This window comes from Ruegeria sp. SCP11 (assembly GCF_040329455.1).
Lineage (GTDB): Bacteria > Pseudomonadota > Alphaproteobacteria > Rhodobacterales > Rhodobacteraceae > Ruegeria > Ruegeria atlantica_E.
Map to the genome: position 1 here is coordinate 22790 of NZ_JBDZYG010000023.1, position 23818 is coordinate 46607.

20 protein-coding genes and 1 tRNA gene are annotated in these 23818 nt (G+C 57.7%); 4 read left to right on the forward strand and 17 right to left on the reverse strand.

Annotated features, from left to right (window positions below):
• Nucleotides 1–13: 13 nt before the first annotated feature.
• From mtgA to ABLN94_RS23240, 4 genes are all read right to left on the reverse strand, one after another.
• On the reverse strand, nt 14–748 hold the full coding sequence (mtgA, locus tag ABLN94_RS23225) for a monofunctional biosynthetic peptidoglycan transglycosylase (protein ID WP_352996888.1): 735 nt from the start codon (nt 746–748) through the stop codon (nt 14–16).
• Nucleotides 749–1178: 430 nt separating this feature from the next.
• Nucleotides 1179–5711: a glutamate synthase large subunit gene (gltB, locus tag ABLN94_RS23230; protein WP_352996890.1), complete on the reverse strand. Its 4533-nt coding sequence runs from the start codon at nt 5709–5711 to the stop codon at nt 1179–1181.
• Nucleotides 5708–6142 (reverse strand): GFA family protein, encoded by a 435-nt coding sequence (locus ABLN94_RS23235; protein WP_352996892.1) that lies wholly within the window; start codon nt 6140–6142, stop codon nt 5708–5710. The genes gltB and ABLN94_RS23235 overlap by 4 nt, the downstream gene beginning before the upstream one ends.
• Nucleotides 6143–6169: 27 nt before the next feature.
• A complete protein-coding gene (locus ABLN94_RS23240) occupies nt 6170–7603 on the reverse strand; it encodes an NAD(P)-dependent oxidoreductase (protein ID WP_352996893.1) in 1434 nt (477 codons plus the stop codon).
• Between the two features lie 230 nt (nt 7604–7833).
• Here ABLN94_RS23240 and ABLN94_RS23245 point away from each other — a divergent pair, with 230 nt between their 5' ends.
• A complete protein-coding gene (locus ABLN94_RS23245) occupies nt 7834–8637 on the forward strand; it encodes an undecaprenyl-diphosphate phosphatase (RefSeq protein ID WP_352996895.1) in 804 nt (267 codons plus the stop codon).
• On the opposite strand, the gene ABLN94_RS23250 is transcribed toward ABLN94_RS23245, so the two are convergent.
• The gene (locus ABLN94_RS23250) at nt 8638–9621 is read right to left on the reverse strand and encodes a complex I NDUFA9 subunit family protein (protein ID WP_352996897.1); all 984 of its coding nucleotides are present in this window, start codon (nt 9619–9621) and stop codon (nt 8638–8640) included.
• Nucleotides 9622–9820: 199 nt separating this feature from the next.
• Between ABLN94_RS23250 and ABLN94_RS23255 the strand changes: the two genes are divergently transcribed.
• Nucleotides 9821–9907, forward strand: a tRNA-Leu gene (locus tag ABLN94_RS23255).
• Between the two features lie 94 nt (nt 9908–10001).
• Here ABLN94_RS23255 and ABLN94_RS23260 read toward each other — a convergent pair.
• From ABLN94_RS23260 to ABLN94_RS23315, 12 genes are all read right to left on the reverse strand, one after another.
• Entirely contained in the window at nt 10002–10397 is a 396-nt protein-coding gene (locus tag ABLN94_RS23260; protein WP_352996899.1) for a hypothetical protein, read from the reverse strand.
• A 137-nt stretch (nt 10398–10534) separates the two neighbouring features.
• Nucleotides 10535–10987 (reverse strand): SRPBCC family protein, encoded by a 453-nt coding sequence (locus ABLN94_RS23265; protein WP_352996901.1) that lies wholly within the window; start codon nt 10985–10987, stop codon nt 10535–10537.
• A 106-nt stretch (nt 10988–11093) separates the two neighbouring features.
• Nucleotides 11094–11906 (reverse strand): XdhC family protein, encoded by an 813-nt coding sequence (locus tag ABLN94_RS23270; RefSeq protein ID WP_352996903.1) that lies wholly within the window; start codon nt 11904–11906, stop codon nt 11094–11096.
• Nucleotides 11907–11917: 11 nt separating this feature from the next.
• Entirely contained in the window at nt 11918–13105 is a 1188-nt protein-coding gene (locus ABLN94_RS23275) for a vWA domain-containing protein (RefSeq protein WP_352996936.1), read from the reverse strand.
• Complete coding sequence (locus ABLN94_RS23280) at nt 13105–13971, reverse strand: AAA family ATPase (RefSeq protein WP_352996905.1); 867 nt, start codon at nt 13969–13971, stop codon at nt 13105–13107. Before ABLN94_RS23280 ends, ABLN94_RS23275 begins: the two co-directional genes overlap by 1 nt.
• Nucleotides 13972–14024: 53 nt before the next feature.
• Nucleotides 14025–16442 (reverse strand): aerobic carbon-monoxide dehydrogenase large subunit, encoded by a 2418-nt coding sequence (locus tag ABLN94_RS23285; protein WP_352996907.1) that lies wholly within the window; start codon nt 16440–16442, stop codon nt 14025–14027.
• Nucleotides 16439–16933, reverse strand: coding sequence for a (2Fe-2S)-binding protein (locus tag ABLN94_RS23290; RefSeq protein ID WP_093963851.1), 495 nt, complete (start codon nt 16931–16933; stop codon nt 16439–16441). The genes ABLN94_RS23285 and ABLN94_RS23290 overlap by 4 nt, the downstream gene beginning before the upstream one ends.
• A gap of 12 nt (nt 16934–16945) precedes the next feature.
• Nucleotides 16946–17779, reverse strand: coding sequence for an FAD binding domain-containing protein (locus tag ABLN94_RS23295; protein ID WP_352996909.1), 834 nt, complete (start codon nt 17777–17779; stop codon nt 16946–16948).
• A gap of 140 nt (nt 17780–17919) precedes the next feature.
• Nucleotides 17920–19008 carry an MHYT domain-containing protein gene (locus ABLN94_RS23300; RefSeq protein WP_352996911.1) on the reverse strand — a complete coding sequence of 363 codons (1089 nt, stop codon included), beginning with the start codon at nt 19006–19008 and terminating at the stop codon, nt 17920–17922.
• Between the two features lie 167 nt (nt 19009–19175).
• Nucleotides 19176–20180 carry an ABC transporter substrate-binding protein gene (locus tag ABLN94_RS23305; protein WP_352996913.1) on the reverse strand — a complete coding sequence of 335 codons (1005 nt, stop codon included), beginning with the start codon at nt 20178–20180 and terminating at the stop codon, nt 19176–19178.
• Nucleotides 20159–21520: a sensor histidine kinase gene (locus tag ABLN94_RS23310; protein WP_352996915.1), complete on the reverse strand. Its 1362-nt coding sequence runs from the start codon at nt 21518–21520 to the stop codon at nt 20159–20161. The genes ABLN94_RS23305 and ABLN94_RS23310 overlap by 22 nt, the downstream gene beginning before the upstream one ends.
• Entirely contained in the window at nt 21510–22178 is a 669-nt protein-coding gene (locus ABLN94_RS23315) for a response regulator transcription factor (RefSeq protein WP_352996917.1), read from the reverse strand. Before ABLN94_RS23315 ends, ABLN94_RS23310 begins: the two co-directional genes overlap by 11 nt.
• Nucleotides 22179–22286: 108 nt before the next feature.
• Here ABLN94_RS23315 and ABLN94_RS23320 point away from each other — a divergent pair, with 108 nt between their 5' ends.
• Both ABLN94_RS23320 and ABLN94_RS23325 read left to right on the forward strand, forming a co-directional pair.
• Nucleotides 22287–23267 carry a Bug family tripartite tricarboxylate transporter substrate binding protein gene (locus tag ABLN94_RS23320; protein ID WP_352996919.1) on the forward strand — a complete coding sequence of 327 codons (981 nt, stop codon included), beginning with the start codon at nt 22287–22289 and terminating at the stop codon, nt 23265–23267.
• A 67-nt stretch (nt 23268–23334) separates the two neighbouring features.
• Nucleotides 23335–23817 (forward strand): tripartite tricarboxylate transporter TctB family protein, encoded by a 483-nt coding sequence (locus tag ABLN94_RS23325; RefSeq protein WP_352996921.1) that lies wholly within the window; start codon nt 23335–23337, stop codon nt 23815–23817.
• Nucleotide 23818 lies beyond the last annotated feature (1 nt).

The window sequence follows — 23818 nt, forward strand, 5'->3', positions numbered from 1 at the left end:
GGAGCAATGAGTTTCAATCCTCGAAACAATCCGCGCGACCATCTGCGCGGATGGTGGCCGCCCCGTCCAGGATCGCGGCTGCCCGCCTGCGCGTATAAACCGACGGATCGGTAACTGACCGGTTGCGCGGCGCGGGCAGTATCGCCGCGATCCTCGCTGCTTGGACCGGGCTCAATCGGGCAGCTGGCACGTTGAAATTGCTTTGAGCAGCGGCCTCAACCCCGAAAACACCCTGTCCGGTTTCAGCCACGTTCAAATAGACCTCGAGAATGCGCTGTTTACTCCAGAAAATCTCGACAACCGGCGTGATCGAGGTTTCCAGTGCCTTGCGCACCCAACTGCGGCCCTGCCACAGGAATACGTTCTTCACCACCTGCTGCGTTATGGTTGATGCTCCACGCGAACCGCCATCCTCCAGCGCGTCCCTTATGGCTTCGACGTCAAACCCCCAATGCAAGCAGAAATTGGCGTCCTCGGCCGCCACGACCGAGCGCGCCATGATCGGTGAAATTTCTTCGATCGGCACCCAATCGCGCTCGACCTTGCCCAACCGTCGCCATTCAGACCAGATCGTATGGGTCACCGGCGGATTGACCACCGAATACAAAATCACCAGACCCACGACAAAAGCAACCACACCCAATGCGGCGCGTGTCACCCATCGGCGAATCCGCGAGGATGTTTGCTTTTTTGCCTTCGACGCCTTGCTTTTCTTACTGCTCGACTTGCGCGCTGCTTTTTTTGCCATGCTCTTGCTATACGACGCAGCGCGAGGGTTGGGAACGGTTTAAATCGCCGATGCGCGCCTCATCCGGCCGAACCACCAGCCGCGCAGTTTCCGGCATCACCGGGTTACGTACACGCAGTTCCGGGAAAAGGCACAGTACTTAGGCCTGCGTGCCCTGATCCGCCCGCGTTACAGCATGGCCCGAAAACTAGCTTTCGCTCTTTGCACCGCTGGCAATGATAATTTCATGCCGGGCGAATAGCAGACGGATATATTTGAACTCATTTCATTGGGCCTCAGTTTGGCTACAAATCCCGAATAATCTGTAGCCATAGCCGGGCGCGATCTGCGCAAATACGCAATAAAGTCGGAGAATTCGCCAAAAAATAGAAAAACCCGCGTGTCACTGGTGACACGCGGGTCCTTTTGCTTTGAGCCTGTGTAAGGCTGTTTATTCGGCGGGAACCGCCTCGACTTCGTTGGTCAGAGGGTGGCTGAGCTTGTTCAGCATCTCTTTCGGGCAGACCTGCAGGAAGTTGGCTTTTTCAACATCCCAATGCTGCAGAATGTCTGCGGCCTTGCGGCTGAAAGTCTCGGCCTGATGGGTTTCGATCAGCGATTTCAGCTGCTCTTCCCAATGGTCGACAGTCAACGGGCAGGTCACAAGCGTTTCCTTGTTCATCAGCGCCTCGGCTTTGCCTTCCGGGTCGTACAGATAGGCCATTCCACCTGTCATACCGGCGCCGAAATTGGCACCGATGTCGCCAAGGATCACCGCAATGCCGCCGGTCATGTATTCGCAACCATTCGAACCACAGCCCTCGATCACCACCTTGGCGCCCGAGTTCCGCACCGCAAAGCGCTCACCCGCGCGACCAGCCGCGAACAGGTAGCCATCGGTGGCACCGTACAGGACGGTGTTGCCGATGATGGTGTTGTCATCCGCCTTCAGCGGGCTGACCTGCGGCGGGCGCACAACGATCATGCCGCCCGACAGACCCTTGCCAACATAGTCGTTGGCATCACCGGATACTTCCAGCTTCAGACCTGGAGCGGCAAATGCCCCCAGCGACTGACCAGCCGAACCCTGCAGTTTTACATGCAGGTGGTCGGACTGGAACGTGTTCCGCATCCCGAAATTCTGCACGATATGGCTGGAGACGCGCGTTCCCACGGTCCGGTGCGTGTTCTGGATCGCGTAAGACAGCTGCATCTTTTCGCCGTCTTTCAGGAACCGTGCCGCGTCGCGGACAATCTCTGCGTCCAGGGTGTCCGGAACCGCATTGCGATCCTTGTCACGGTTGTAGACGATGTCATGCGCACCATCGACGGTGATCAGCAGCGGGTTCAGGTCCAGATCATCCAGATGTGCAGACCCACGGCTGACCTGAGCCAGCAGATCGGCGCGTCCGATGATCTCGTCAATCGAACGCGCACCAAGGCTGGCCAGAAGCTCACGCACTTCCTGTGCGTAGAAGGTAATCAGGTTCACCACCTTGTCCGCGTTGCCGGTGAACTTAGCGCGCAGGCTTTCGTCCTGCGTACACACGCCAACCGGGCAAGTGTTCGACTGGCACTGACGCACCATGATACAGCCCATCGCAATCAGCGCAGCGGTGCCGATGCCGTATTCCTCGGCCCCCATCATCGCGGCCATGACGATGTCACGACCGGTCCGCAAGCCACCATCGGTCCGCAGGGTCACGCGGTCGCGCAGGTTGTTCATCGCAAGAACCTGATGCGCCTCGGTCAGGCCCATCTCCCACGGCAGTCCGGCATATTTGATTGAGGTCGCGGGCGATGCGCCCGTGCCACCATTGTGACCCGAAATAAGGATAATATCCGCTTTTGCCTTGGCCACACCGGCAGCAATTGTGCCAACACCGGACGACGCCACCAGTTTCACCGTCACTTTGCAGCGCGGGTTGATCTGCTTCAGGTCATAGATCAGCTGCGCCAGATCCTCGATCGAGTAGATGTCGTGGTGCGGAGGTGGCGAGATCAGCGTCACACCCTTGGTCGAGTGCCGCAAACGTGCAATCAAGTCGGTGACCTTCATGCCCGGCAACTGACCGCCCTCACCTGGCTTTGCACCCTGGGCCACCTTGATTTCCAGCTCTTCACACTGGTTCAGATACTCGGCGGTTACACCGAACCGACCCGAGGCAACCTGTTTGATCTTGGCCGACGGGTTGTCGCCATTGGGTTCCGGCACGAAGTGTGCCGGGTCTTCACCACCCTCGCCCGAGTCGGACTTGGCACCAATCCGGTTCATCGCTACGTTCAGCGTCTTGTGCGCCTCAGGCGACAGCGCGCCCAGCGACATGCCCGGGGTGACGAACCGCTTGCGGATAGAGGTGATCGACTCGACCTCTTCAATCGGGATCGGCTTGCCCAAGGGCTTGAAGTCCATCAGGTCGCGCAGATGGATCGGCGGATTCGACTGCATTTTGGCCGAATACTGCTTCCACAGCTCATACGAGGCGCGGTTACAGGCCATCTGCATCATATGCATCGAGGTCGCTTCCCAGGCGTGGGTCTCACCCGATTTCCGCGCTTTGTAGAAACCACCGATGGGCAGCACGTCCAAACCACTGTCCCAACCCTTGGCATGGATTTCTTCGACCTTGGTCTGGATACCGGTCACGCCGATGCCCGAAATTCGGCTGGTCATGCCCGGGAAATACTCAGCCACCATGGCGCGGCTAAGGCCAACAGCCTCAAAGTTCAGGCCGCCACGATACGAAGAAATCACCGAGATGCCCATCTTAGCCATGATCTTCAGCAGGCCCTGGTCGATGGCTTCGCGATAGCGCGCGACGTTTTCAGTCAGGGTGCCGTCCAGCAGACCGCGATCAATGCGGTCTGCCAGCGAATCCTCCGCCAGATAGGCGTTCACGACGGTGGCACCACAGCCGATCAGCACCGCAAAGTAATGCGGATCAACACATTCCGCAGAACGCACGTTCAACGAGCAGAACGTCCGCAGCCCCTGACGGGTCAGGTGCGAATGCACCGCGCTGGTCGCCAGAATCATCGGCATCGCCACACGACCTGCGCCCGAGTTCATGTCGGACAGCACCAGATGACCTGCGCCCGAGCGCACGGCCTCTTCTGCTTCGGCTCTAACACGGGCCAAAGCGGCGCTCAGCGCCCCCCGTCCAGGTTCAAAGCTACAGTCGATCTCAGCCTGTGGTGCATTGAAGTTCTCAACCAGGATGTCCCACTGCGCGTTGCCGACGAAGGGGCTCTCCAGCACGATGATTTCGGTCTGGCTGCTGTCTTCGTCCAGCACGTTCTTAAGGTTACCAAACCGTGTTTTCAGCGACATCACCCGGTACTCACGCAGCGAGTCGATCGGCGGGTTGGTCACCTGGCTGAAGTTCTGACGGAAGAAATGGCTCAGCGGCCGGTATTGCTTGGACAAAACTGCCGACGGGGTATCGTCGCCCATCGAGGCAATCGATTCCTTGCCATCTTCGGCCATCGGCGCGAGGATTTGTTCCAGTTCTTCCACCGAGTAGCCAGCTGCAATCTGACGCTTGCGCAGCTCTTCTCCAGCGAAAATCGGGGCTTCGTTCACACCTGCCAGCGTCACGTCCAGATCGTTGATCTTCCCGACCCATTCTCCGAAGGGCAGCGCACGTGCCAGTTTGTCCTTGATCTGCTTGTCGCGGAACAGCTTGCCCTTCTTCATGTCGACGGCCAGCATCTGACCCGGCCCCAACGCGCCTTTCTCGGTCACGCTGGCCTCATCAATCGGCACCATGCCTGCTTCAGAGCCTGCGATAACCAAGCCGTCACCAGTAACGACATAACGCATCGGGCGCAGCCCGTTCCGGTCCAGACCGGCGCAAACCCAACGGCCATCGGTCATTGCCAGCGCAGCGGGACCGTCCCACGGCTCCATCACCGAGTTGCAGTAGGAATACATGTCACGCCAAGCCTGCGGCAGCTCCACCGCCTGCTTGGACCAGCTTTCCGGCACCAGCATGGTTTTCGCCATCGGAGCCGAACGACCCGCGCGGACCAGAACCTCAAAAACAGAGTCTAATGCTGCCGAATCCGACGATCCGCCTGCGATGATCGGCTTGATATCTTCGGCATAGTCACCAAAAGTCGAGGACGCCATGCGGATCTCATGGCTCTTCATCCAGTTGATGTTGCCCTTCAGCGTGTTGATCTCACCGTTATGCGCCAGCATGCGGAACGGTTGCGCCAGCCACCATTGCGGGAAGGTGTTGGTCGAGTAACGCTGGTGATAAATCGCGAAGGCAGACTCAAAACGCTCATCCATCAGGTCGGGGTAGAACACGGCGACCTGTTCAGCCAGCATCATCCCTTTGTAGATGATCGACCGACACGACAGCGACGCCAGATACAGGCCCGAGATACCAGCAGCGGCAGCAGCCTTTTCAATGCGGCGACGAATGACGTACAGCTCACGCTCAAAGGTCTCTTCGTCCACGCCTTTCGAATTCGAGATCAGGATCTGCTCAATCTCTGGCCGGGTCGCGTTGGCCTTGTCACCCAAGCATGTCACATCGACCGGCACATGACGCCAGCCATAGATGTAATAACCCATGCGCAGAACTTCGGATTCCACAATGGTCCGGCAGCTTTCCTGCGCACCGAAGTCGGTACGGGGCAGAAAGACCTGACCAACCGCGATCAGTTCATCCATGTTGGGCTCGTGACCGGTGCGGCGGATCTGGTCATAGAAGAAGGGCACCGGGATCTGTACATGGATGCCTGCGCCGTCGCCGGTCTTGCCGTCTGCGTCCACCGCGCCGCGGTGCCAGATCGCCTTGAGCGCGTCGATCCCGGCATCCACCACCTTACGCGATGGCTTCCCGTCAACGGAAACAACAAGACCCACACCACAGGAAGAATGCTCTTCTTCCTCGGAATAAAGACCGTTTTTCGCCATCCACTTGCGCTTGGCTTCTTCGGCCCGCACCCAATCGGCATCATATTTGGTCATTGGTTGTCTCCTTCTTCCGAGGGGGCGAACATCGCTTCGACCTCGGCTTTGGTCATTTGCTTGCGTTCGCCTGCGAACGCATACCCTTCGGGCTTTTTGTCGATGAAAAGTTCTAGTTGCAGTTCGTGGCCTGTGTCTTCGAACAGGCCCGCTGCCATCTCGGTGTGTCCGTGCATCTCGCCCGGTGCGGTGACCCGATACCAAAGTGCCGATCCACATTCCGAACAAAACGCGCGCTCCGCCCAATCGGACGAGGTAAAGGTCTTGACCGGACCCAGTGCCGCATAGCCAGGCTCGGCCTGAAAGGTCACCAGCATCGAACTGGTCCAGCGACGGCATTGGTCGCAATGGCAGGCGCCCAGCGAGTCTTTCGCGGGGGTGGCGGTCACTGTAACCGCGCCGCACATGCATTGGCCTTGCAATTCGGGCATTCGAACCCTCCTGTCGCTGGGCTGGGGTTACTCGGCTGCAATGGCAGCCTTGGTGTTGAACCGGTCGATGATCGCATCGGCGCAGTCGCGGCCGTCTCGGATTGCCCAAACCACCAGCGAGGCACCGCGCACGATGTCGCCAATGGCGTAAACACCGTCCATCTCTGTTTCACCGGTCTGGAACGCTGCCTTGACGGTGCCCCAGCGGGTCACGGGCAGGTCGGGCTGGCCGAACAGGGTGGGCAGGTCTTCGGGCTCAAAACCCAGCGCCTTGATTACCAGATCGGCCTCTTCCACGTAATCAGCACCTTCAATCACTTCGGGTGCCTGACGGCCCGAGGCGTCGGGCTGACCCAGGCGCATCTTTTGCACCATCACGCCGGACACTTTGTCGTCGCCGGTGAAACCTTTGGGCGCGCTGAGCCATTCGAACACCACGCCTTCCTCCTCGGCATTCTGGGTTTCACGCTGCGAACCGGGCATGTTGGCGCGGTCGCGGCGGTACAGGCATTTAACTGAGGTTGCACCCTGACGGATCGAGGTCCGCACGCAGTCCATAGCGGTGTCACCTCCACCGATCACGACGACTTTCTTGCCGTCGGCGTTCAGGCGGCCATTATCGAAATCTTCAACGGCATCGCCAAAGCTCTTGCGGTTGGAAGCGGTCAGGAAGTCGATGGCTTTTTCGATGCCATTCAGCCCGCTGCCGGGCATGGACAGGTCACGCGACTTGTAAACGCCCGTCGCGATAATCACGGCGTCATGTTTGGCGCGAATCTCTTCGAATTTCGCAGCGTCCACATCACAGTTCAGGACGAATTCGACACCGCCATCGGCCAACAGGTCATTGCGGCGCTGAACAATATCTTTTTCCAGTTTGAAACCCGGAATACCGTACATCAGCAGACCACCCGCGCGGTCATAGCGGTCATAGACGGTGACCTGAATACCGGCACGGCGCAGCATGTCCGCCGCTGCCAGGCCACCGGGCCCGCCACCAATGATGCCAACGCTTTCACTGCGCTCGGCTGCAGGCGCGACCGGCTTCACCCAGCCTTTGTCCCAGGCGGTGTCCGTGATGTATTTCTCGATCGTGCCAATAGTAACGGTGCCGTGGCCCGACTGCTCGATCACGCAATTACCTTCGCACAGGCGGTCCTGCGGGCAGATGCGACCACAGATTTCCGGGAAAGTGTTGGTGGCTTGGCTGGTCTGGTAGGCCTCTGCGAGACGACCGGTCGCGGTCAGACGCAGCCAATCTGGAATATTATTGTGCAACGGGCAGTGGGACTGACAATATGGCACACCGCACTGACTGCAGCGGCTGGCTTGCTCTTCCGCCTTGGCCGACGCGAATTCGGCATAGATTTCGTCAAAGTCTTCTTTGCGGTCATCAGCGGCACGCTTTTCCGGCATGACGCGATCGATCTGCACAAATTTCAGCATCGGTTGCTTGGCCACGGGTCAGACTCCATGAATTGGCTTGGTCGAGCCTCTTTAAGGGATAGGATCACAGATGAAAAGGCAATACTGCTGACCTAATTTTAAAAATTTCGACTCTTTCTGCCAACTCTTCGAAAATAATTCAGTTTTTTAGTACCGAATCGGACCTATTTACGTGCTTTCCTTTTTGGCACCACACTTATACCCATTGCGAGCAATGAATACGCGACGGCAGAACGGCGGGGCAGATGAGTTTATTCCAGTTGATTCTTGCGGCGATTATTCAGGGAATTACCGAATTTTTGCCAATCTCTTCCTCAGGCCACTTGATCCTTCTGCCTAGCCTGACCGGCATGGATGATCAGGGTCTGGCCATTGATGTCGCCGTGCATGTCGGCACGTTGGGTGCCGTGATTTTGTATTTCTGGTCCGATGTGAAGCAGGCCGTCGCTGGCGTACCACGCGCCCTGACTGGACGGATCGACACTCCACAGGCGCGCTTAGCGATGTGTCTGATCATCGCGACGATTCCCACAGTTATCGGCGGTACCATCCTGTTCAACACCGGTCTCTTCCAATCCGTGCGCTCGATGGCGGTGATTGGATGGACGATGCTGGGCTTCGGACTACTGCTGTATTGGATGGACCAGAAGGGCCCGCAGACCAAAAAGGCCGATGACTGGTGCTTGCGCGATGCGATCATCATGGGGCTTTGGCAAGCTCTGGCGCTGATCCCCGGCACCTCGCGATCAGGCATCACCATTACCGGAGCACGGCAGTTGGGCTACAACCGGCAAGACGGCGCACGGATTGCAATGCTGATGTCGATCCCGACGATCCTGGCCTCGGGCGTATTGCTGTCCGCGGAAGTGATCCGCGAGGCGGATGCGCAACTGGCCAAAGACGGCGCAATTGCCGCTGCCTTTGCCTTTCTCTCAGCCTTGCTGGCGCTGACTTTGATGATGCGCCTGCTGCGCAGCGTCAGCTTCACACCCTATGTCATATATCGCGTTATCTTGGGCGCGATCCTTTTGGTGATCGCCTATACCTGATCAGGTGCGCAGATTGTCGGCCGACTTCTGAATCTCGTCATACTGACCCGAGGGACGGAACTTCCACAAATAGTCCGGCAATACGGATTCCAGCGTGGCGGGTTCGATGCCCAAATCATCAAAGCTCTTGGCCCCTTCGGACACAACATTGTCGCGGCGCAGATTCTTTAGCTGGTCGCGGGTCAGGATGTGGTTTGGGAATAGCTGAAAGCTGACGAACTTAACAATGTCCAGCACGCCTGCCATGATCCGCGCTGCCCAGAAAGGCATACCGATGATCACCCGGCGGCGGTGAATCACTCCTAGCATTTGCTGCATCAGTGCACGGAAGGTTTTCACTTCGGGGCCGCCGAGCTCATAAACACCGGCCTCAGCCCGGCCGAGAACACCCTGAACCGCAGCCTTAGCGACGTCATCCACGTAAACCGGCTGGAACTTCGTTTCAGCACCAACCAGAGGCAGAAACGGCCCCATGCGGGTCATCCCGGCAAAACGATTAAAGAACTGGTCCTCGGTGCCGAATATGACCGACGGCCGCAGGATCACCGCATTCGACATGTGCTTTAGCACACCGGCCTCACCCTGGGCTTTGGTGCAGGAATACTCGCTGTTCGATTCAACATCAGCGCCGATGGCCGAGATATGCACCATCCGCTCAACGCCCTGTTCAGCGGCGATACGCGCAACCCGCTCAGCCCCTTCAGCCTGTACACTGTCGAATGCGTTTTTGCCCAATTCATTCAAAACACCCACGCAGTTTACCACAGCGTCAGCGCCATGCATGACGGCTGCGACCGAGGCATCATCGCGGATGTTGCACAGAATTGGTTCGACCTGACCAACCACACCGTAGGTTTTGACAAACATAGCCTCATTCGGCCGCCGCACTGCGACCCGCACGCGCCATCCTTCGTTTGCCATACGCCGGGCGATATACCGACCGACAAATCCCGATCCGCCATAAATCGTGACCAGTTTGGACATGCGAGGGCTCCTGCTGATGGGTCTTGATCCGATCTACCGCCCAAAGCCCCCGCAAACAAGGCGCAATAACGCCGCGCATCCGGGAAAAAACCAGTAATTTCCAGAGTGTTTCAGACGCGGGTCAAAAAACTTTCAAAAAACTCTTCGAATCTGGTTGACGCCCCTCGCCAGTAAGCTTAAACGCCCCTCCACGACACCTGCCCAGGTGGCGGAATTGGTAGACGCGCTAGCTTCAGGTGCTAGTGTCCGTATGGACGTGGAGGTTCGAGTCCTCTCCTGGGCACCATATCCCCCGATATGACAATGACTTCAGGCGCTTTGGGGCGGATCAAGCCAATTCGGCCATCCATTCAACGCGTAATGACCAACTTTCCGCGATCTCACCAAGTGTAGTGGGGAGCACGCTCACCTCTCAGAAATCGCAAAACATCAATACTATCGATAACCAGTGAAACTGTGTTGAAGACGATTACCGCAACAACCCATGTATACAACGTCGGGTGAGACATAGTGTCGGGCAGATTCATTAGAAAATAGGCGATCATGGGCACCCATAGAATATGCCCGATGCCCAGAAGCCTGACGAACCCCAGACGTTGATAGATGAAGATCATTAATGCGACGCCGATACCAATGGCAGCAAAATTCATCTGGGCGTAGATCGTGTCGAAAAAGAACAGTGATCCAAGATTCACAAGGATCAGACACACCGCCCAAATCCGCGCCACTGGCGGAAACCGGAAAAGTACGATCCAGAGGATTTCAAATGCGCGCATAGACCTATAATTACCATTGCGCTGTATCTTGTCACAAACCGGTTATCGTAAAGACTCAGCGGTGCTCATGGATGAAAAAACTGCGATGCTTCTCTTCCAAGGCACCGCAGTTCATTTGGTCTTTGCAAAGGCCCGGGTCAGGACACCGACTGTTCCGATACGATCTCTCCGAACCGGGTGAAGAACTTGCCAGACAGTTTCTTGGCCGTGCCTGCGATCAAGCGGCTGCCGAGTTGGGCGATCTTGCCACCCACATCGACTTTGGCTGTATAGGTCAGAACCGTTTCATCTCCGTCCTCGGCCAACGTCACGTCTGCGCCGCCCTTGGCGAAGCCGGCAGCCCCCCCTTTCCCCTCACCAGACAGGGAAAACCCGCCAGGCGCATTGGTCTTGTCCAGTGTAACCTCGCCGGCGAATTTCGCTTTGACCGGGCCGATTTTCAGGACCACTTTAGCTTCGAGCTCATTCGGCGAGTTCTGAGTCAACTCCTCGCAACCCGGAATGCATTCCTTTAAAATTTCCGGGTTGTTCAGGGCTCGATACACCACATCCCGCGGCGCGGTGATGCGAATTTCGTCACTGAGTTCCATTCAATTTCCCTTTGTTCAACAGCATCTTGGATACACAAGAAGCGCGGTCTCTGTCGCCTCTTCAGGAGTTTGCTCGGGGCGCGCGGGCCACAGGGCTCGCAGGCGGTTAAGCACGTTTCTCATCATGGGACTCCCTTTTCGATTTGTCACTGTTTCGCCAAAGCACAACTTCGGCGAGGATCGACACAGCGATTTCATGCGGGTCGATCGCATGGATATCCAACCCCGCCGGCGATTTGAGCTGTGCCGCCCGCACCGGGTCCAGGCCTTGCGTTATCAGTTTGGAGGTCAGAGTCTCCGCTTTGCGGCGACTGGCAACCATTGACACACGGGCGGCGTCCGTTTGCAGAGCAGCAGCCAGAGCAGCGACATCCCCCTGCCCCTGCGAAGCGACAACGACGAAATCTCGGGCCTCGATCCCCAGATCTCCGATGGTTTCAGATGTGAACCGTTGGAGATTACCGTCTGTCTCTGCACCTTCGCTTACACAGACACGGAACCCGGCCAAGGCCGCGTGCGCCGCCAAAGCCGTTGCGATCGGTGATTCTCCAAAAATCACCAGACGCGGCGCATGCTGATAGGGTTCCACGAGCAGATCGACCGTACCACCAGACGGGCAACCGCTTTTGAACGTCTGAACACCGTCAGGGTCGGTCATGTTCACCACCTTTTCCGAAGGTTTGACCCGGATCATCTGCGGTTCGCCACTGACCAGCGCCTGCTGGGCCGAGGATCGAACCGCGCGTTGAACGCAGCCTCCGCCCAAGTGGCCCAGGATCTGTCCGTCTTTTGTGATCGCGGCCTTACCCCCTGCCTTGGCCGAGGTTGCATCTGCGGTGCGCAATACTGTGGCAACGCAAAAGGCTTCATCGGTTTTGCGCAACTGCTCAATTGTGTCGAATATGTCGAAACTGGCCATGAGAGTTCCTTTCACAGCTTACGAAATTGCGGCTCAAGCGCCGCCAACGCCTCAAGCGTATTGGCGGGCAGGTGCGCGTCCAAATGAGGTTCGGCCGCCTGCATCGCGGCCGCGATAGGTTGGTAGTCGCGCCAGCCTTTCAGCGGGTTCAGCCACACAATCCGCCGCGCCTTGCGCCGGATCCGCGCCAGCACATCGCCCAGCGCCTGCGGATTGGAACTGCAATACCCGTCGGACAGGATCAGAACGATGGTTCGTCCGTTCAAAGCCCGCGCACCGTATCCGTTCAGGAAGTGCTCAAGACTGCCCGAGATGTCCGTACCGCCGCCAAACCCTTCGGCCATCAGCGACAGCCGTCCTGCCGCGCGCAACGAGTCATGGTCGCGCAGCGCATCGGTGACGCGCATCAGGCGGGTGTGGAAGAGATAAGCGTCCGCTTCTGTTCCACTGCCAACGAGACCTTTTAGGAAGGCCAGAAAAACGCGGGAATAAACTGTCATTGATCCGCTGACGTCACATAGGGCCACGATACGCATTGGACGAGGAGGACGGGCGCGGCGATAAAGGTCCATCGGCTCTCCGCCCCGGGCAAGACTGGCGCGCTGTATCCGGCGCATATCCAGTGCCGATCCTCGTAGAGATTGTTTCCTTCGACGCGAACGGCGGTCGCGAATAGCGCGCGCGATGGTGGTTGCGGCTTGTTCGGCCTGCCTCAGTACGTCTTCATCCATCAATTCGCGCAAATCCCGGCGCGACAGGTTGGCCGTACGGGTTGCGATCAGCTTCCCGTCTCTCCCCAAGGCCTCCCCATCGCCGGAATCAGGTGCGGCGGCCTGATCCGTTCCAGTTTCTGTTTCCTGTGTATCTTGGCTTTCCTGCTGCCAGATCATCGGCTTGGCGGATTGAACCCGCACATGCGACGTTTGAGCGGTTCCCGTGCGTTGCTTCCCTGTATTGAACCAATAAGCCTCGAACAGGTCATCGAACCGTCGCCAATCGTCAGCGTCGCCTGCCAGCAAGACACAAAGCGCCTGATGGGCCTGTCTGACATCCGTCGCCTCAACCGCCGCCAGCGCAGCCAACGCATCACCCGTCTCAGCCGGCCCGACGCGCAGTCCGTTCATACGCAAATGCGCGATGAAACCGGACATTCGGTCCGACAAACCAGACGCGCGAGAGGGGAACCGGGTGACCTGCATCACGCCACCTTTCCGATCAGGCGATCCATAACTTCGGGTGGGGCCGCGTCATAGTCGGCTGCAGTTTTCAGAAGGCAGACAAGGGTCGCCTGAACCTCTTCGCGGGATTGTGCCATGTCGTTGACACCCAGCCCTGAAAGGGCCGCCGCCCAGTCCAGCATCTCGGCGATACCGGGAGTCTTTTCCAGTTCCTCTTTGCGTAGCGCCTGCACGACACCAACAATTTGGCGGGCCAACAGCCTCTCGACTGCGGGCATGCGGGCTTTCAGGATCGCCATTTCCGTTTCACGAGAGGGGTAGTCGAGGAAACTGTAAAGGCACCGACGCCGCAGTGCGTCCGACAGGTCCCGAGTCCCATTCGCTGTCAGGATCACGATGGGCCGCGAACGCGCCTTGATGGTGCCGAGTTCCGGGATGGTAATCTGAAAGTCAGAAAGAATCTCAAGAAGATAGGCTTCAAACTCCTCGTCAGCCCGGTCGATTTCATCGATCAGCAGAACAGGCGGTTCTTCTTCGCTGATTGCTTCCAACAAAGGTCGCTTCAGCAAGTAGTCATCGGTGAACAGCTGCGCCTCGCTGGTGCCGCCCTGTGCCTCGCTTGCACGGATGGCCAGCAACTGGCGCTGGTAGTTCCACTCATAAATCGCGTGGCTGGCATCTAGCCCTTCGTAGCATTGCAGCCGGATCAACCGCGCAGCGCGTTGGGCGGCCAAGGCCTTTGCAACCTCGGTTTTACCAACCCCAGCCGGGCCTTCCAACAGCAGCGGACGCCCAAGCGTCTGCGCCAGATGCAGCGCCATCGCCAGACGGTCGTCGGCAACATAGCCCACCTCGGCCAGGCCGTGCTGTATCTTCTGCAAACTCATGCAATTCTCCCGGATTGCCGCCGCACCGTATTTCAGCGCGACGGCCTTTCCTGTTAACCGTGCATTCCCAGACCGTTGGCGATCTTCCAGATGCGCCAGTGGTCATGCGGCATGTGGCTTTGGACAAGACCAAATGGGCGGAAGGCATCATGCACCGCGTTCGAGAACGCAGGCACACCGCCGACATTCGGGCTTTCACCAACGCCCTTGGCACCGATCGGGTGATGCGGGGACGGCGTCACCGTGTGGTCGGTGGTGTAGTTGGGGGTCTCCCATGCTGTGGGCAGGAAGAAGTCCATCAAGGTACCGGTCTTCACGTTACCCATCTCATCATAGGCGATTTCCTGACCCATCGCGATGGCCAGCGCCTCGGTCACGCCACCATGGACCTGTCCTTCGATGATCATCGGGTTGATCCGGGTGCCGCAATCGTCCAGTGCATAGAACTGCCGGACGTCCCATTCGCCGGTATCCACGTCGATCTCCATGACACAGATATAAGCCCCGAACGGATAGGTCATGTTCGGCGGATCATAGTAGCTGACAGCCTCCAGACCCGGTTCCAACCCCGGGATCGCCTGATTATAGGCGGCGAAGGCGATTTCTTTCATGGTCTTGAACCGTTCAGGCGCGCCTTTGACGGCGAACCTGTCCACGTCCCATTCAACGTCGTCGTCATGGACTTCCAGCAGGTAGGCGGCGATCATCTGCGCTTTGGCACGGATTTTGCGTGCAGCCATTGCCGTCGCTGCACCCGCTACGGGCGTCGACCGAGACCCATAGGTCCCCAGACCGTAGGGCGCAGTGTCGGTGTCTCCTTCCTCCAGCGTGATATCATCGGCGGGTAGGCCGATCTCGCTTGCAATGATCTGGGCAAAGGTCGTGGCATGGCCCTGACCCTGACTGATCGTCCCCAGCCGCGCGATGGCGGAGCCGGTCGGGTGGATGCGGATTTCGCAGCTATCGAACATGCCCAGCCCGAGGATATCGCAGTTTTTCACAGGGCCAGCGCCAACGATTTCGGTGAAATGCGTCAGACCGATGCCTAGCAGTTTGCGAGTTTTTCCAGCCTTGAAATCCTCGATCCGCTGCGCCTGTTCCGCCCGCAGACCTTCGTAATCGACAGCCTTCAGCGCCTTATCCCAAGCGGTGTGATAGTCGCCCGAGTCATACTCCCAGCCCAGCGCCGACTGATACGGGAACTGATCTTTGCGGATAAAGTTGATCCGGCGCAGCTCGGCCGCGTCCATGTTCAGCTTGATGGCCAGAACCTCGATCATCCGTTCGATGAAATAGGCAGCTTCGGTTACCCGGAACGAGCAACGATAGGCCACCCCACCCGGTGCCTTGTTGGTATAGACTCCGTCCACGGCCAGATAAGCGGTGGGGATGTCATATGACCCGGTACAGATGTTCATGAAACCGGCCGGGAATTTGGTCGGATCGGCACAGGCGTCGAACCCGCCATGATCTGCCGTGGTGTGACACCAGAGACCAGTGATCTTTCCATCTTTGGTCGCAGCGATCTTGCCCTGCATCCAATAATCGCGGGCAAAGGCGGTGGACATAAGGTTTTCCATCCGGTTCTCGACCCATTTCACTGGCTGGCCGGTGACAATCGAGGCGACAACCGAGCAGACATAGCCCGCATAGGCACCAACTTTATTACCAAAGCCGCCACCGATATCGGGGCTGATCACCCGGATATTGTGCTCGGCGAGGCCAGATATCAGCGACACGACAGTGCGGATCGCGTGAGGGGCTTGGAAGGTACCATAAAGCGTCAGCTTACCGGTGACCTTATCCATCGAGGCAACACAGCCGCAGGTCTCCAACGGACAAGGGTGGGTCCTGTGGTAATAGACCATCTCTTCGGCCACGACATCGGCCTCGCCCAGAACAGCTTCGGTCGCGTCCTTGTCGCCCTGTTCCCAGGTGAAGATGTGGTTATGATGCTTGCGCGGGCCATGCGCGCCCTCGGTCTGACCCTCAAGGTCTTCACGTAGGACAACGTCAGATTTCAGCGCTTCAAAAGGGTCAGTCAGAACCGGTAGTTCTTCGTACTCAACCTCGACCAGTTCAGCTGCATCTGCCGCTATGTAGCGATTTTCAGCGACGACATAGGCAACTTCTTGGCCCTGGAATAGAACCTTGCCATCGGCCAGCACCATTTGCTTGTCACCGGCCAGCGTCGGCATCCAATGCAGACCCAGCGGAGCCAGATCTTCGGCTGTCAACACGGCAACAACGCCGGGCATGGCCAGTGCGGCGTCCTTGTTCACACTGACAACGCGGGCATGGGCGTAAGGCGACCGGACAAATGCGCCGAACAACATCCCGTCCAGCTTGATATCGTCGACGTAGTTGCCCTTGCCTTGGGTAAAGCGCACATCCTCGACGCGTTTACGGGCGCAGCCCATGCCTTTGAGGTTGGCGGCGCGTTCTTCGGGGGTCAGAGTTTGATCGTTCATTCCGCGGCCTCCTTCTGAGCGTTCAGCATGTCGGCAGAGGCAGAGATTGCTTTGACGATGTTCTGATACCCGGTGCAGCGGCATAGATTGCCAGCCATTCCAAAGCGGATTTCTTCCTCGGTTGGGTTCGGGTTCTCCTGCAGCAGGCGGTGCGCGCGTGTGATCATTCCCGGCGTACAGAAGCCACACTGCAGCCCGTGATGCTCACGGAACATCTCTTGCAGTACACCGAGGCTGCCGTCGTCATTGGTCAGCCCTTCGACGGTGGTGATATCGGCTCCGTTCACCTGCGCCACAAAGGTGGTGCAGGATTTGACGGATTTACCGTCGATATCCACAGTGCAGGCCCCGCAATGGCTGGTCTCGCATCCAATATGAGGACCGGTGATTTTCAGATCTTCCCGCAGGAAGTGGATCAACAACGTGCGCGGTTCGGCCAGACCTTCGACCTGCTTGCCGTTCACGGTGAGTTTGACGTGCATTTTCGACATTGGTTCCCCTCCTCAACCCGCACGGCTTTGCACGCGGTCGATGGCACGGCGCAGCATCACGGTGGCCACATGTTTCTTAAATTCGACGGGGCCACGATTGTCGGCCACCGGGTCGATGGCATCGAGCATCGCCGCCACGCAGCCGTCGATGTCCCCGCCCGCCAGAGCGGAACTGGCGTCTTCGGACCAGACGGGCGTATCCGACAGATTGGTCATCGCGACCGAGGCCGTTCCATTGCCGACCATCACGGCGGCGGCGGCGGTGGCATAGTCACCGATCTTGCGCTTTTGTTTCTCATAGGCCTGACCAACACCCGCCTCCGGCACCGGGATCGAGATGCGGGTCAGGATTTCCTCATCCTCGCGGGCGGTGAAATAGGCCGCTTCGTAAAAACCACGCGCGGCGACACTGCGATTGCCATCGGGGCCGGACAGTTCGAACTTTGCGTTCAGGCACTGCATCAGCCCCGGCATGTCGTTGCCCGGATCACCATTGGCGACGTTGCCGCCGACGGTGCCCATATAGCGCACCTGAGGGTCGGCAATCTGCAACGCTGCCTCGCGGATCAGCGGAATGGCAGCTGCCAGACCATCATGCGTGATCAACTCATGCTGCGTAACCATCGCACCAAGCGAGACAGTGTCAGTCCCGATCTCAATGCCTTTCAATTCGTCAATAGCCTGCAGATCGACCAGATGGCCCATTTCGGCCATGCGCAGCTTCATCATTGGAATCAGGCTGTGCCCGCCTGCAATAACGCGCGCCTCGTCTCCATGTTCCTGCAAAATGCCGATGGCCGAGGCTATATCGCCTGGCCGGTGATACTCAAAACCGGCTGGTATCATGTTTTTCCTCCCTGGGTCCGAGCGGTATGCCTTGGGGGACCTGAGGATAGAAAAGCGGTGCGGGCGTTATACCTTCCAGTAACGTAAAACGGAGCGCGCAGCTTGTTTCACGAATTGCGAATAGGCTGCACGAGTTGCGATCAAAGGCCCAGCGCCTCGCGAATGTCCGTCAGACGGGACCGGCTGACCGGGACCTTGCTCAACGCATCAACCCCGTCGAAATAGCAGGTGCCATTGTCCTTGTGCCTCTCAAAGCTAGAGACATGTTTAGGGTTCACCAGATAGCTGCGATGGGCGCGCAGGAAACCATCGGGTTTCAGGCGGGTCTCGGCCTCGGTAATCGACCAGGGACAGAAGAGTTTTTCTGAGCCCATGTAGAGGACGGTATAATGCCCTTCGGCCCGAATGGCGGCTATCTGCGCAGGTTCTGCGAAAAAGGTCTGCCCTTCGCGTTCGAACGGCACGCCAGCGCGCAGGGCGGTCGGCTCTGGAGCAGACGCTTCGGCAGGCGCAGCTTCTGGTTCCGGCCCGATGAAGGTGATCCCGGTCAGCAGAAAGGCTCCGCAGATCAGGAAGACCGAAACAGTGACCCCCATTGCCAGCACCTGATTGTTCAGCGCAGGCCCCGCCCCGCCAGCATTTTCGCTGGCGACAAAATCGGTCAGGCCCGCGGCCACGAAATGCATCGTGAAAACGGCCAGACCGAAACACACTGTTCCAAGCAGGATATTGCGCTGTGTGCGGTTGTCATAGGCCACCCAAATCGCCAGAACGGACAGAACCACCGATGCCACGGTCGAAATCGCCACATCCCAGAAGGTGTAGACCGGACGGCACAACTCCATCCCCGCCATGCCGACATAGTGCATCACTACGATGCCAAGGCCGACGATGACGCCCGCCGTCACAATGGTCTGCATTGTCCGTGGCCGGAAATGCAGCAGCAGCAGAGCAAGCCCGACCATCAGGATTGCCACCAACGCCGAGACCAACGTGATCAACGCGTCATAGTAGAACAGGATCGGCAACTGCAGGCCCAGCATAGCCACGAAATGCATAGACCAAATTCCGCCACCTAAAATGATCGCGGCCAAGGCGACGATGAACTTGCGCCGCTGCGGCTCCAGCTTGGATGCACCATGGGTCAGATAGAGGCCAGTAAATCCTGCCATCAGCGCCACGGCCAATGAGGCCGCCACAAGCCAGGCGTTATGCGAATAGTCCAACATTTGGGTTTGCACGCCCTCCCCGACGCGAGGGCGACGTTAGCAAACGGATTTGATTGGGACAATTGGCTACCGGACTTGAATGCAATGATGCGCCCAACCAGGACATTTCTCATTACGCAGGCAAGCCGTGGAAGACCTGGCCTAAGAAGGTTTGACAGGCGCTTTCTCTACTGGATGACCGCGTTTTCCCAAGCCGACAGAAATTTCCTACGTTTCAGGTCATCCAAAAATGTCAGCAAAGCAGGATTCAGGCCAATCGTCTCTCGATCCGTTGCGCCATCCTGAGACGTGAGCGGTGGAAGCGAAGATGGAATACGCTGCGAGGCCGGTTTCTCTGTGACCAGGTAGCGGACGAATGCCTCTGCCGCATCCGGTTCTTGTGTTGTCTGTGAAACCAAGGCTGTCCGCATCATAATCGTCTGAAAATCAGTCGGCAAAATCACCTCTAGCGTGTCCTTACCCTCTGTGCGGACAGCGGCATAGCTGCCAAGGACGTTGTAAGCGACCAGGATCGTCCCGTCAGCGAGATCGTTTATCATTTCGCCCGAACAGCAATACAATCGAACATCCAGACCGCCCATGACCTCCATCAGGCGCCAATATGTTTCCGAAGCACGTGCATCCTGTGTCGCGAAAAGATAACCGAGGCCAGACTCGCGGACGTCATAGGTTCCTACTTTGCCGCGAAATTCTTCCGGTCGCTCGCGCAGGGCTTCGATTAATTGCTGGCGCGTCTGTGGAAGTTGCTGACCCTCGAACGCTGTACGGTTGATCACAATTGCCGCAGGCTCAGTCGTGAACGAGAACAAGCTGTGGTGCCACTGCGCCCAAGTCGGCGTTTCTATATCGTCGATTGGCAGCGCATAGCCGTCATTTGCCAGTTTCAGTTGCAGGTCCATCGCGCTGGAGACAACAACGTCAAAAGCGTCAGGCGTGGCACGGACGCGTTCGTTGATATCAGCTGTGCCGGATACAAGGTATTCGACACTAATTAAAGGATTTTGGGCGACAAAGCCTTCAATCAACGGCGCGAACAAGACCGTGTCCGTGCTTGAGATAACCCGCAGACGAGGACCCGCTGCGCCTTCGTTAAAGATAAGGCGATCTTCCCAGTCGTCGGTCCACCCCAAGCCAGGCAGCAAAATCAGAGTCAGAGCGATAAGATAACGCATGCGCCCCCCTTTGGCCGGTTTGTAAGAACCAGTGTGCCACCGTGTGCGGTCGCCACATCCTCTGCGATGGTTAATCCCAGCCCCGATCCAATCGTCCCGACGGCGTTTTTTCCGCGCTCAAACCGTCGCGTCAGTTGATCAATTTCTTCCGGAAGAAATCCCGGTCCCGAGTCGCTGACCCTGACCTCAGGTTTCGCTGTGACCTCTATCTCAACAGTGCTGTCCGCAGGGGCATATTTCAGCGCGTTATCGATCATGTTTCGAACCGCGTTCTGGATCAGGATTGGATCACCGGAATAGGGAACCGTTGGATCACCCGTCAAGGAAAGCGACAGCTCCTTCATTTCTGCAATTGGCGTTAATCGCTGAACAAGCTCGCGGATCAACTCAACGAGATCGACATCCTCACGTTCAAGGCGATCGGCCCGAGATGTGATCATTGCATGATCCAATAACTGGCCCGCAGCGCGAGAGCTTTCGTCAATCGCACGAACCATAGCCCGCAGCGCCTCGCGATTTTCTTTTCTTTCTACCCGGTGAAGCGTTGCCTCGGCATAAGACCTGACAGTCGCGAGCGGCGTTCGAACGCGGTGGGCCGCCTCGGCGATAAAATCCTCAGACTGGCTGAGTGACTGATCCAAACGCCCCATCAGTGAATTCAAGGACATGACCAATGGTGCCATTTCTCGGGGAACAGGTTTCTTGAACGGGCTGAGATCCTGTGGACCCCTTCGTGTCACCGACGTCGTTAGTTTGTTGAGCTGACCGATGGTTGTCGAAGTAACCCAAAAAGAAAGCGCCGCGGCAAGAAGAAAGAAGCCTAATCCCAAAAGCGCGGCATTGCGTGAAATCTGGTCCAGAGTTTGCGATAGCGCGTCCTGAGTCTGACCGAGAACAACTTCGATTTCTGTCTGCCGCCCCAGCCCAACAAGCGTTCGACTGGCGCTGACTTGTCGGACACGCTCACCTCGGAGTTCCCCTGATTTGAACGACCAATCGCTGTCTTCAAGCCCGCTCGCAAGACGAAGGTCTTCATACCCGGACAGGAATTCACCGTCCTGAAAAATCGCGTAAAAAACCCGATCATCCGACGGGGTGCTCAACATCGAGAACGCAGCATATGGGATATCCACTTCAAGCGTTCCATCCCTCAGCGCAGCGGCGTCCAAAATAGACGTAACCGACGCCTCTAGAATGTTGTCCTGACCTTGCTGAGCCACCTGTGCTGCATAGTTTCGAACTGCGAAGAACAGAAGGATCGCAAGAACCGCTGCACCACCAATCAGTGTCAGCACAAGCCTGTTTCGCAAAGACCCTGAAACGGTCGGATTAGCGGTCATGATCCAACCTGTATCCCAAACCGCGCAAAGTGGTTATTTTCAGATCCGATGGCTCAAGATGCCTGCGCAAGCGCCCGACATAGACCTCGATGGCGTTGTCCGACACGTTGTCATCATACGAAAACAACCTGTCTGCCAGTTTCTGCTTCGAAAACACGTGACCCGGGGCGTTTATGAATAGCTCCATCATGCGCAATTCACGGTTTCTTAGAGAGACTGTTTCACCCCCGACCGTTAGATGACCGGCCACCGGATCAAACACCACGCCACCAATCTCGATTGTGGATTTTGCAATTCCCGACTTTCGACGCAGAACAGCGCGACAGCGCGCTTCAAGCTCGGCATGGTCGAACGGTTTGGTCACGTAATCATCTGCCCCCAGATCGAGCGAACCGATTCGATCTGAAACCTGACTTCGAGCGGTCAAAACGATCACCGGCGTGTCCAGACGGCTTGCCCGGTGGCGTTTCAGAAAGTCACGACCGTCCCCGTCTGGCAGCATAATGTCCAACAGGATCAGGTCATATTCCTCGGTTTCGACGTAGGCGGTCGCATCCTCCAAATTCGCTGCATGATCAATGACATGACCGTCCAGGCGCATGCGAGAACTGATCGCATTCGCGAGGTCCAAATTATCTTCGACAAGCAGAAATTTCATCGGGCCCAATCAGTATTTTGCCGCGTGACAGGTTGATGTCAGGTTGGTGTGTTTTTCTTTCATCCAATCTGAGCCGCCCTGCGGCCGGTTGTCAAACGGGAGGAAAACATGACGACATTCAAACTGGGCCGACGCGCCCTAATCGCAGCTGTGGCCGCAATTGGCCTGACTGGCCCGGCTTTGGCCGAAGATCAGGTCGTGGAGAGCATCCACTTTCTGATCCCCGGTGGTGCTGGCGGCGGCTGGGACGGCACGGCACGTGGCACCGGCGAGGCGCTGACCAAAGCGGGCCTCGTAGGTACTGCTTCCTACGAAAACATGTCAGGTGGCGGCGGCGGTAAGGCCATCGGCTTCCTGATCGAAAACGCTGATAGCAACCACGGCACGCTGATGGTGAACTCGACACCTATCGTGATCCGCTCGTTGACCGGTGTGTTCCCGCATAACTTCCGCGACCTGACGCTGGTTTCGGGCACCATCGGCGACTACGCCGCGATTGTTGTAGGCAAGGACAGTCCGATCAACTCGATGGACGATCTTCTGGCTGCCTTTGACGCTGATCCATCGGGAACGGCCATCGGTGGCGGTTCGGTACCGGGCGGCATGGACCATCTGGTTGCAGCCATGGTGATGGAAGCGGCGGGCAAGGATGCATTGGCTGTGAAGTACATCCCTTATGACGCGGGTGGCAAAGCCATGGCAGCCTTGCTGTCAGGTGAAATCGCAGCCCTGTCGACCGGTTTCTCGGAAGCCGTCGATCTGGCGAATGCAGGCGAGGTCAAGATTATCGGTGTAACTGCTGACGAACGCGTTGACGCAGCACCCGACGCGATGACCATGAAGGAACAGGGCATCGACACATCCTTCGTGAACTGGCGCGGCTTCTTCGCAGCCCCTGGCCTGCCGGAAGACAAGTTGGCCGCCTATCAGGACGCGATTGCCAAGATGTATGACACCCCGGAGTGGGAAGACGTTCGCGCCCGCAACGGTTGGGTGAACATCCACAACTCGGGCGATGACTTCCAGTCGTTCCTTGAGCAGCAGGAACAGCAGATTGGCGATCTGATGAAAAAGCTGGGTTTCCTCTAATCGGACATTTGGCAGAGCGGTGCGCCGCTCTGCCATCCCCAACGACAACAAAAAAGGAGGGGGTACTATGGCGCTGGATCGCTGGATCGCGCTCGTTCTGCTGGGTGTTTGTTTAACGTATGGCTACGCCGCCTGGTTCACGATGGATAGTAGCCTGCCCCCCTTCATGCAGCGCAACCCTATCTGGCCGAGCACCTTCCCGAAGGTGCTGTCCATTCTGGGTATCGTCACAACAACAATCATCCTGCTGGGCTTTGAGAAATCCGAGCCGAAAGAGGCCGATATCGATTATCGGCGGCTGGGTGATTACCACTTGGCTCAGGCTCTCATTCTGCTGGCGCTGATGGTCATCTACGCCCTCTGCCTGCGCCCCGTGGGCTTCCTGATTTCGACCTCGGCCTTCCTGATCCTCGGATCCTTCATTCTGGGTGAGCGCAAGTGGCACATCATGCTGCCCGTAGCGTTCATCGCCACTGGCGCCGTCTGGTATCTGGTTCAGGAAGTTCTTGGCATCTACATGCGCCCTCTGCCGGGCATTTTCGGAGGCTGAC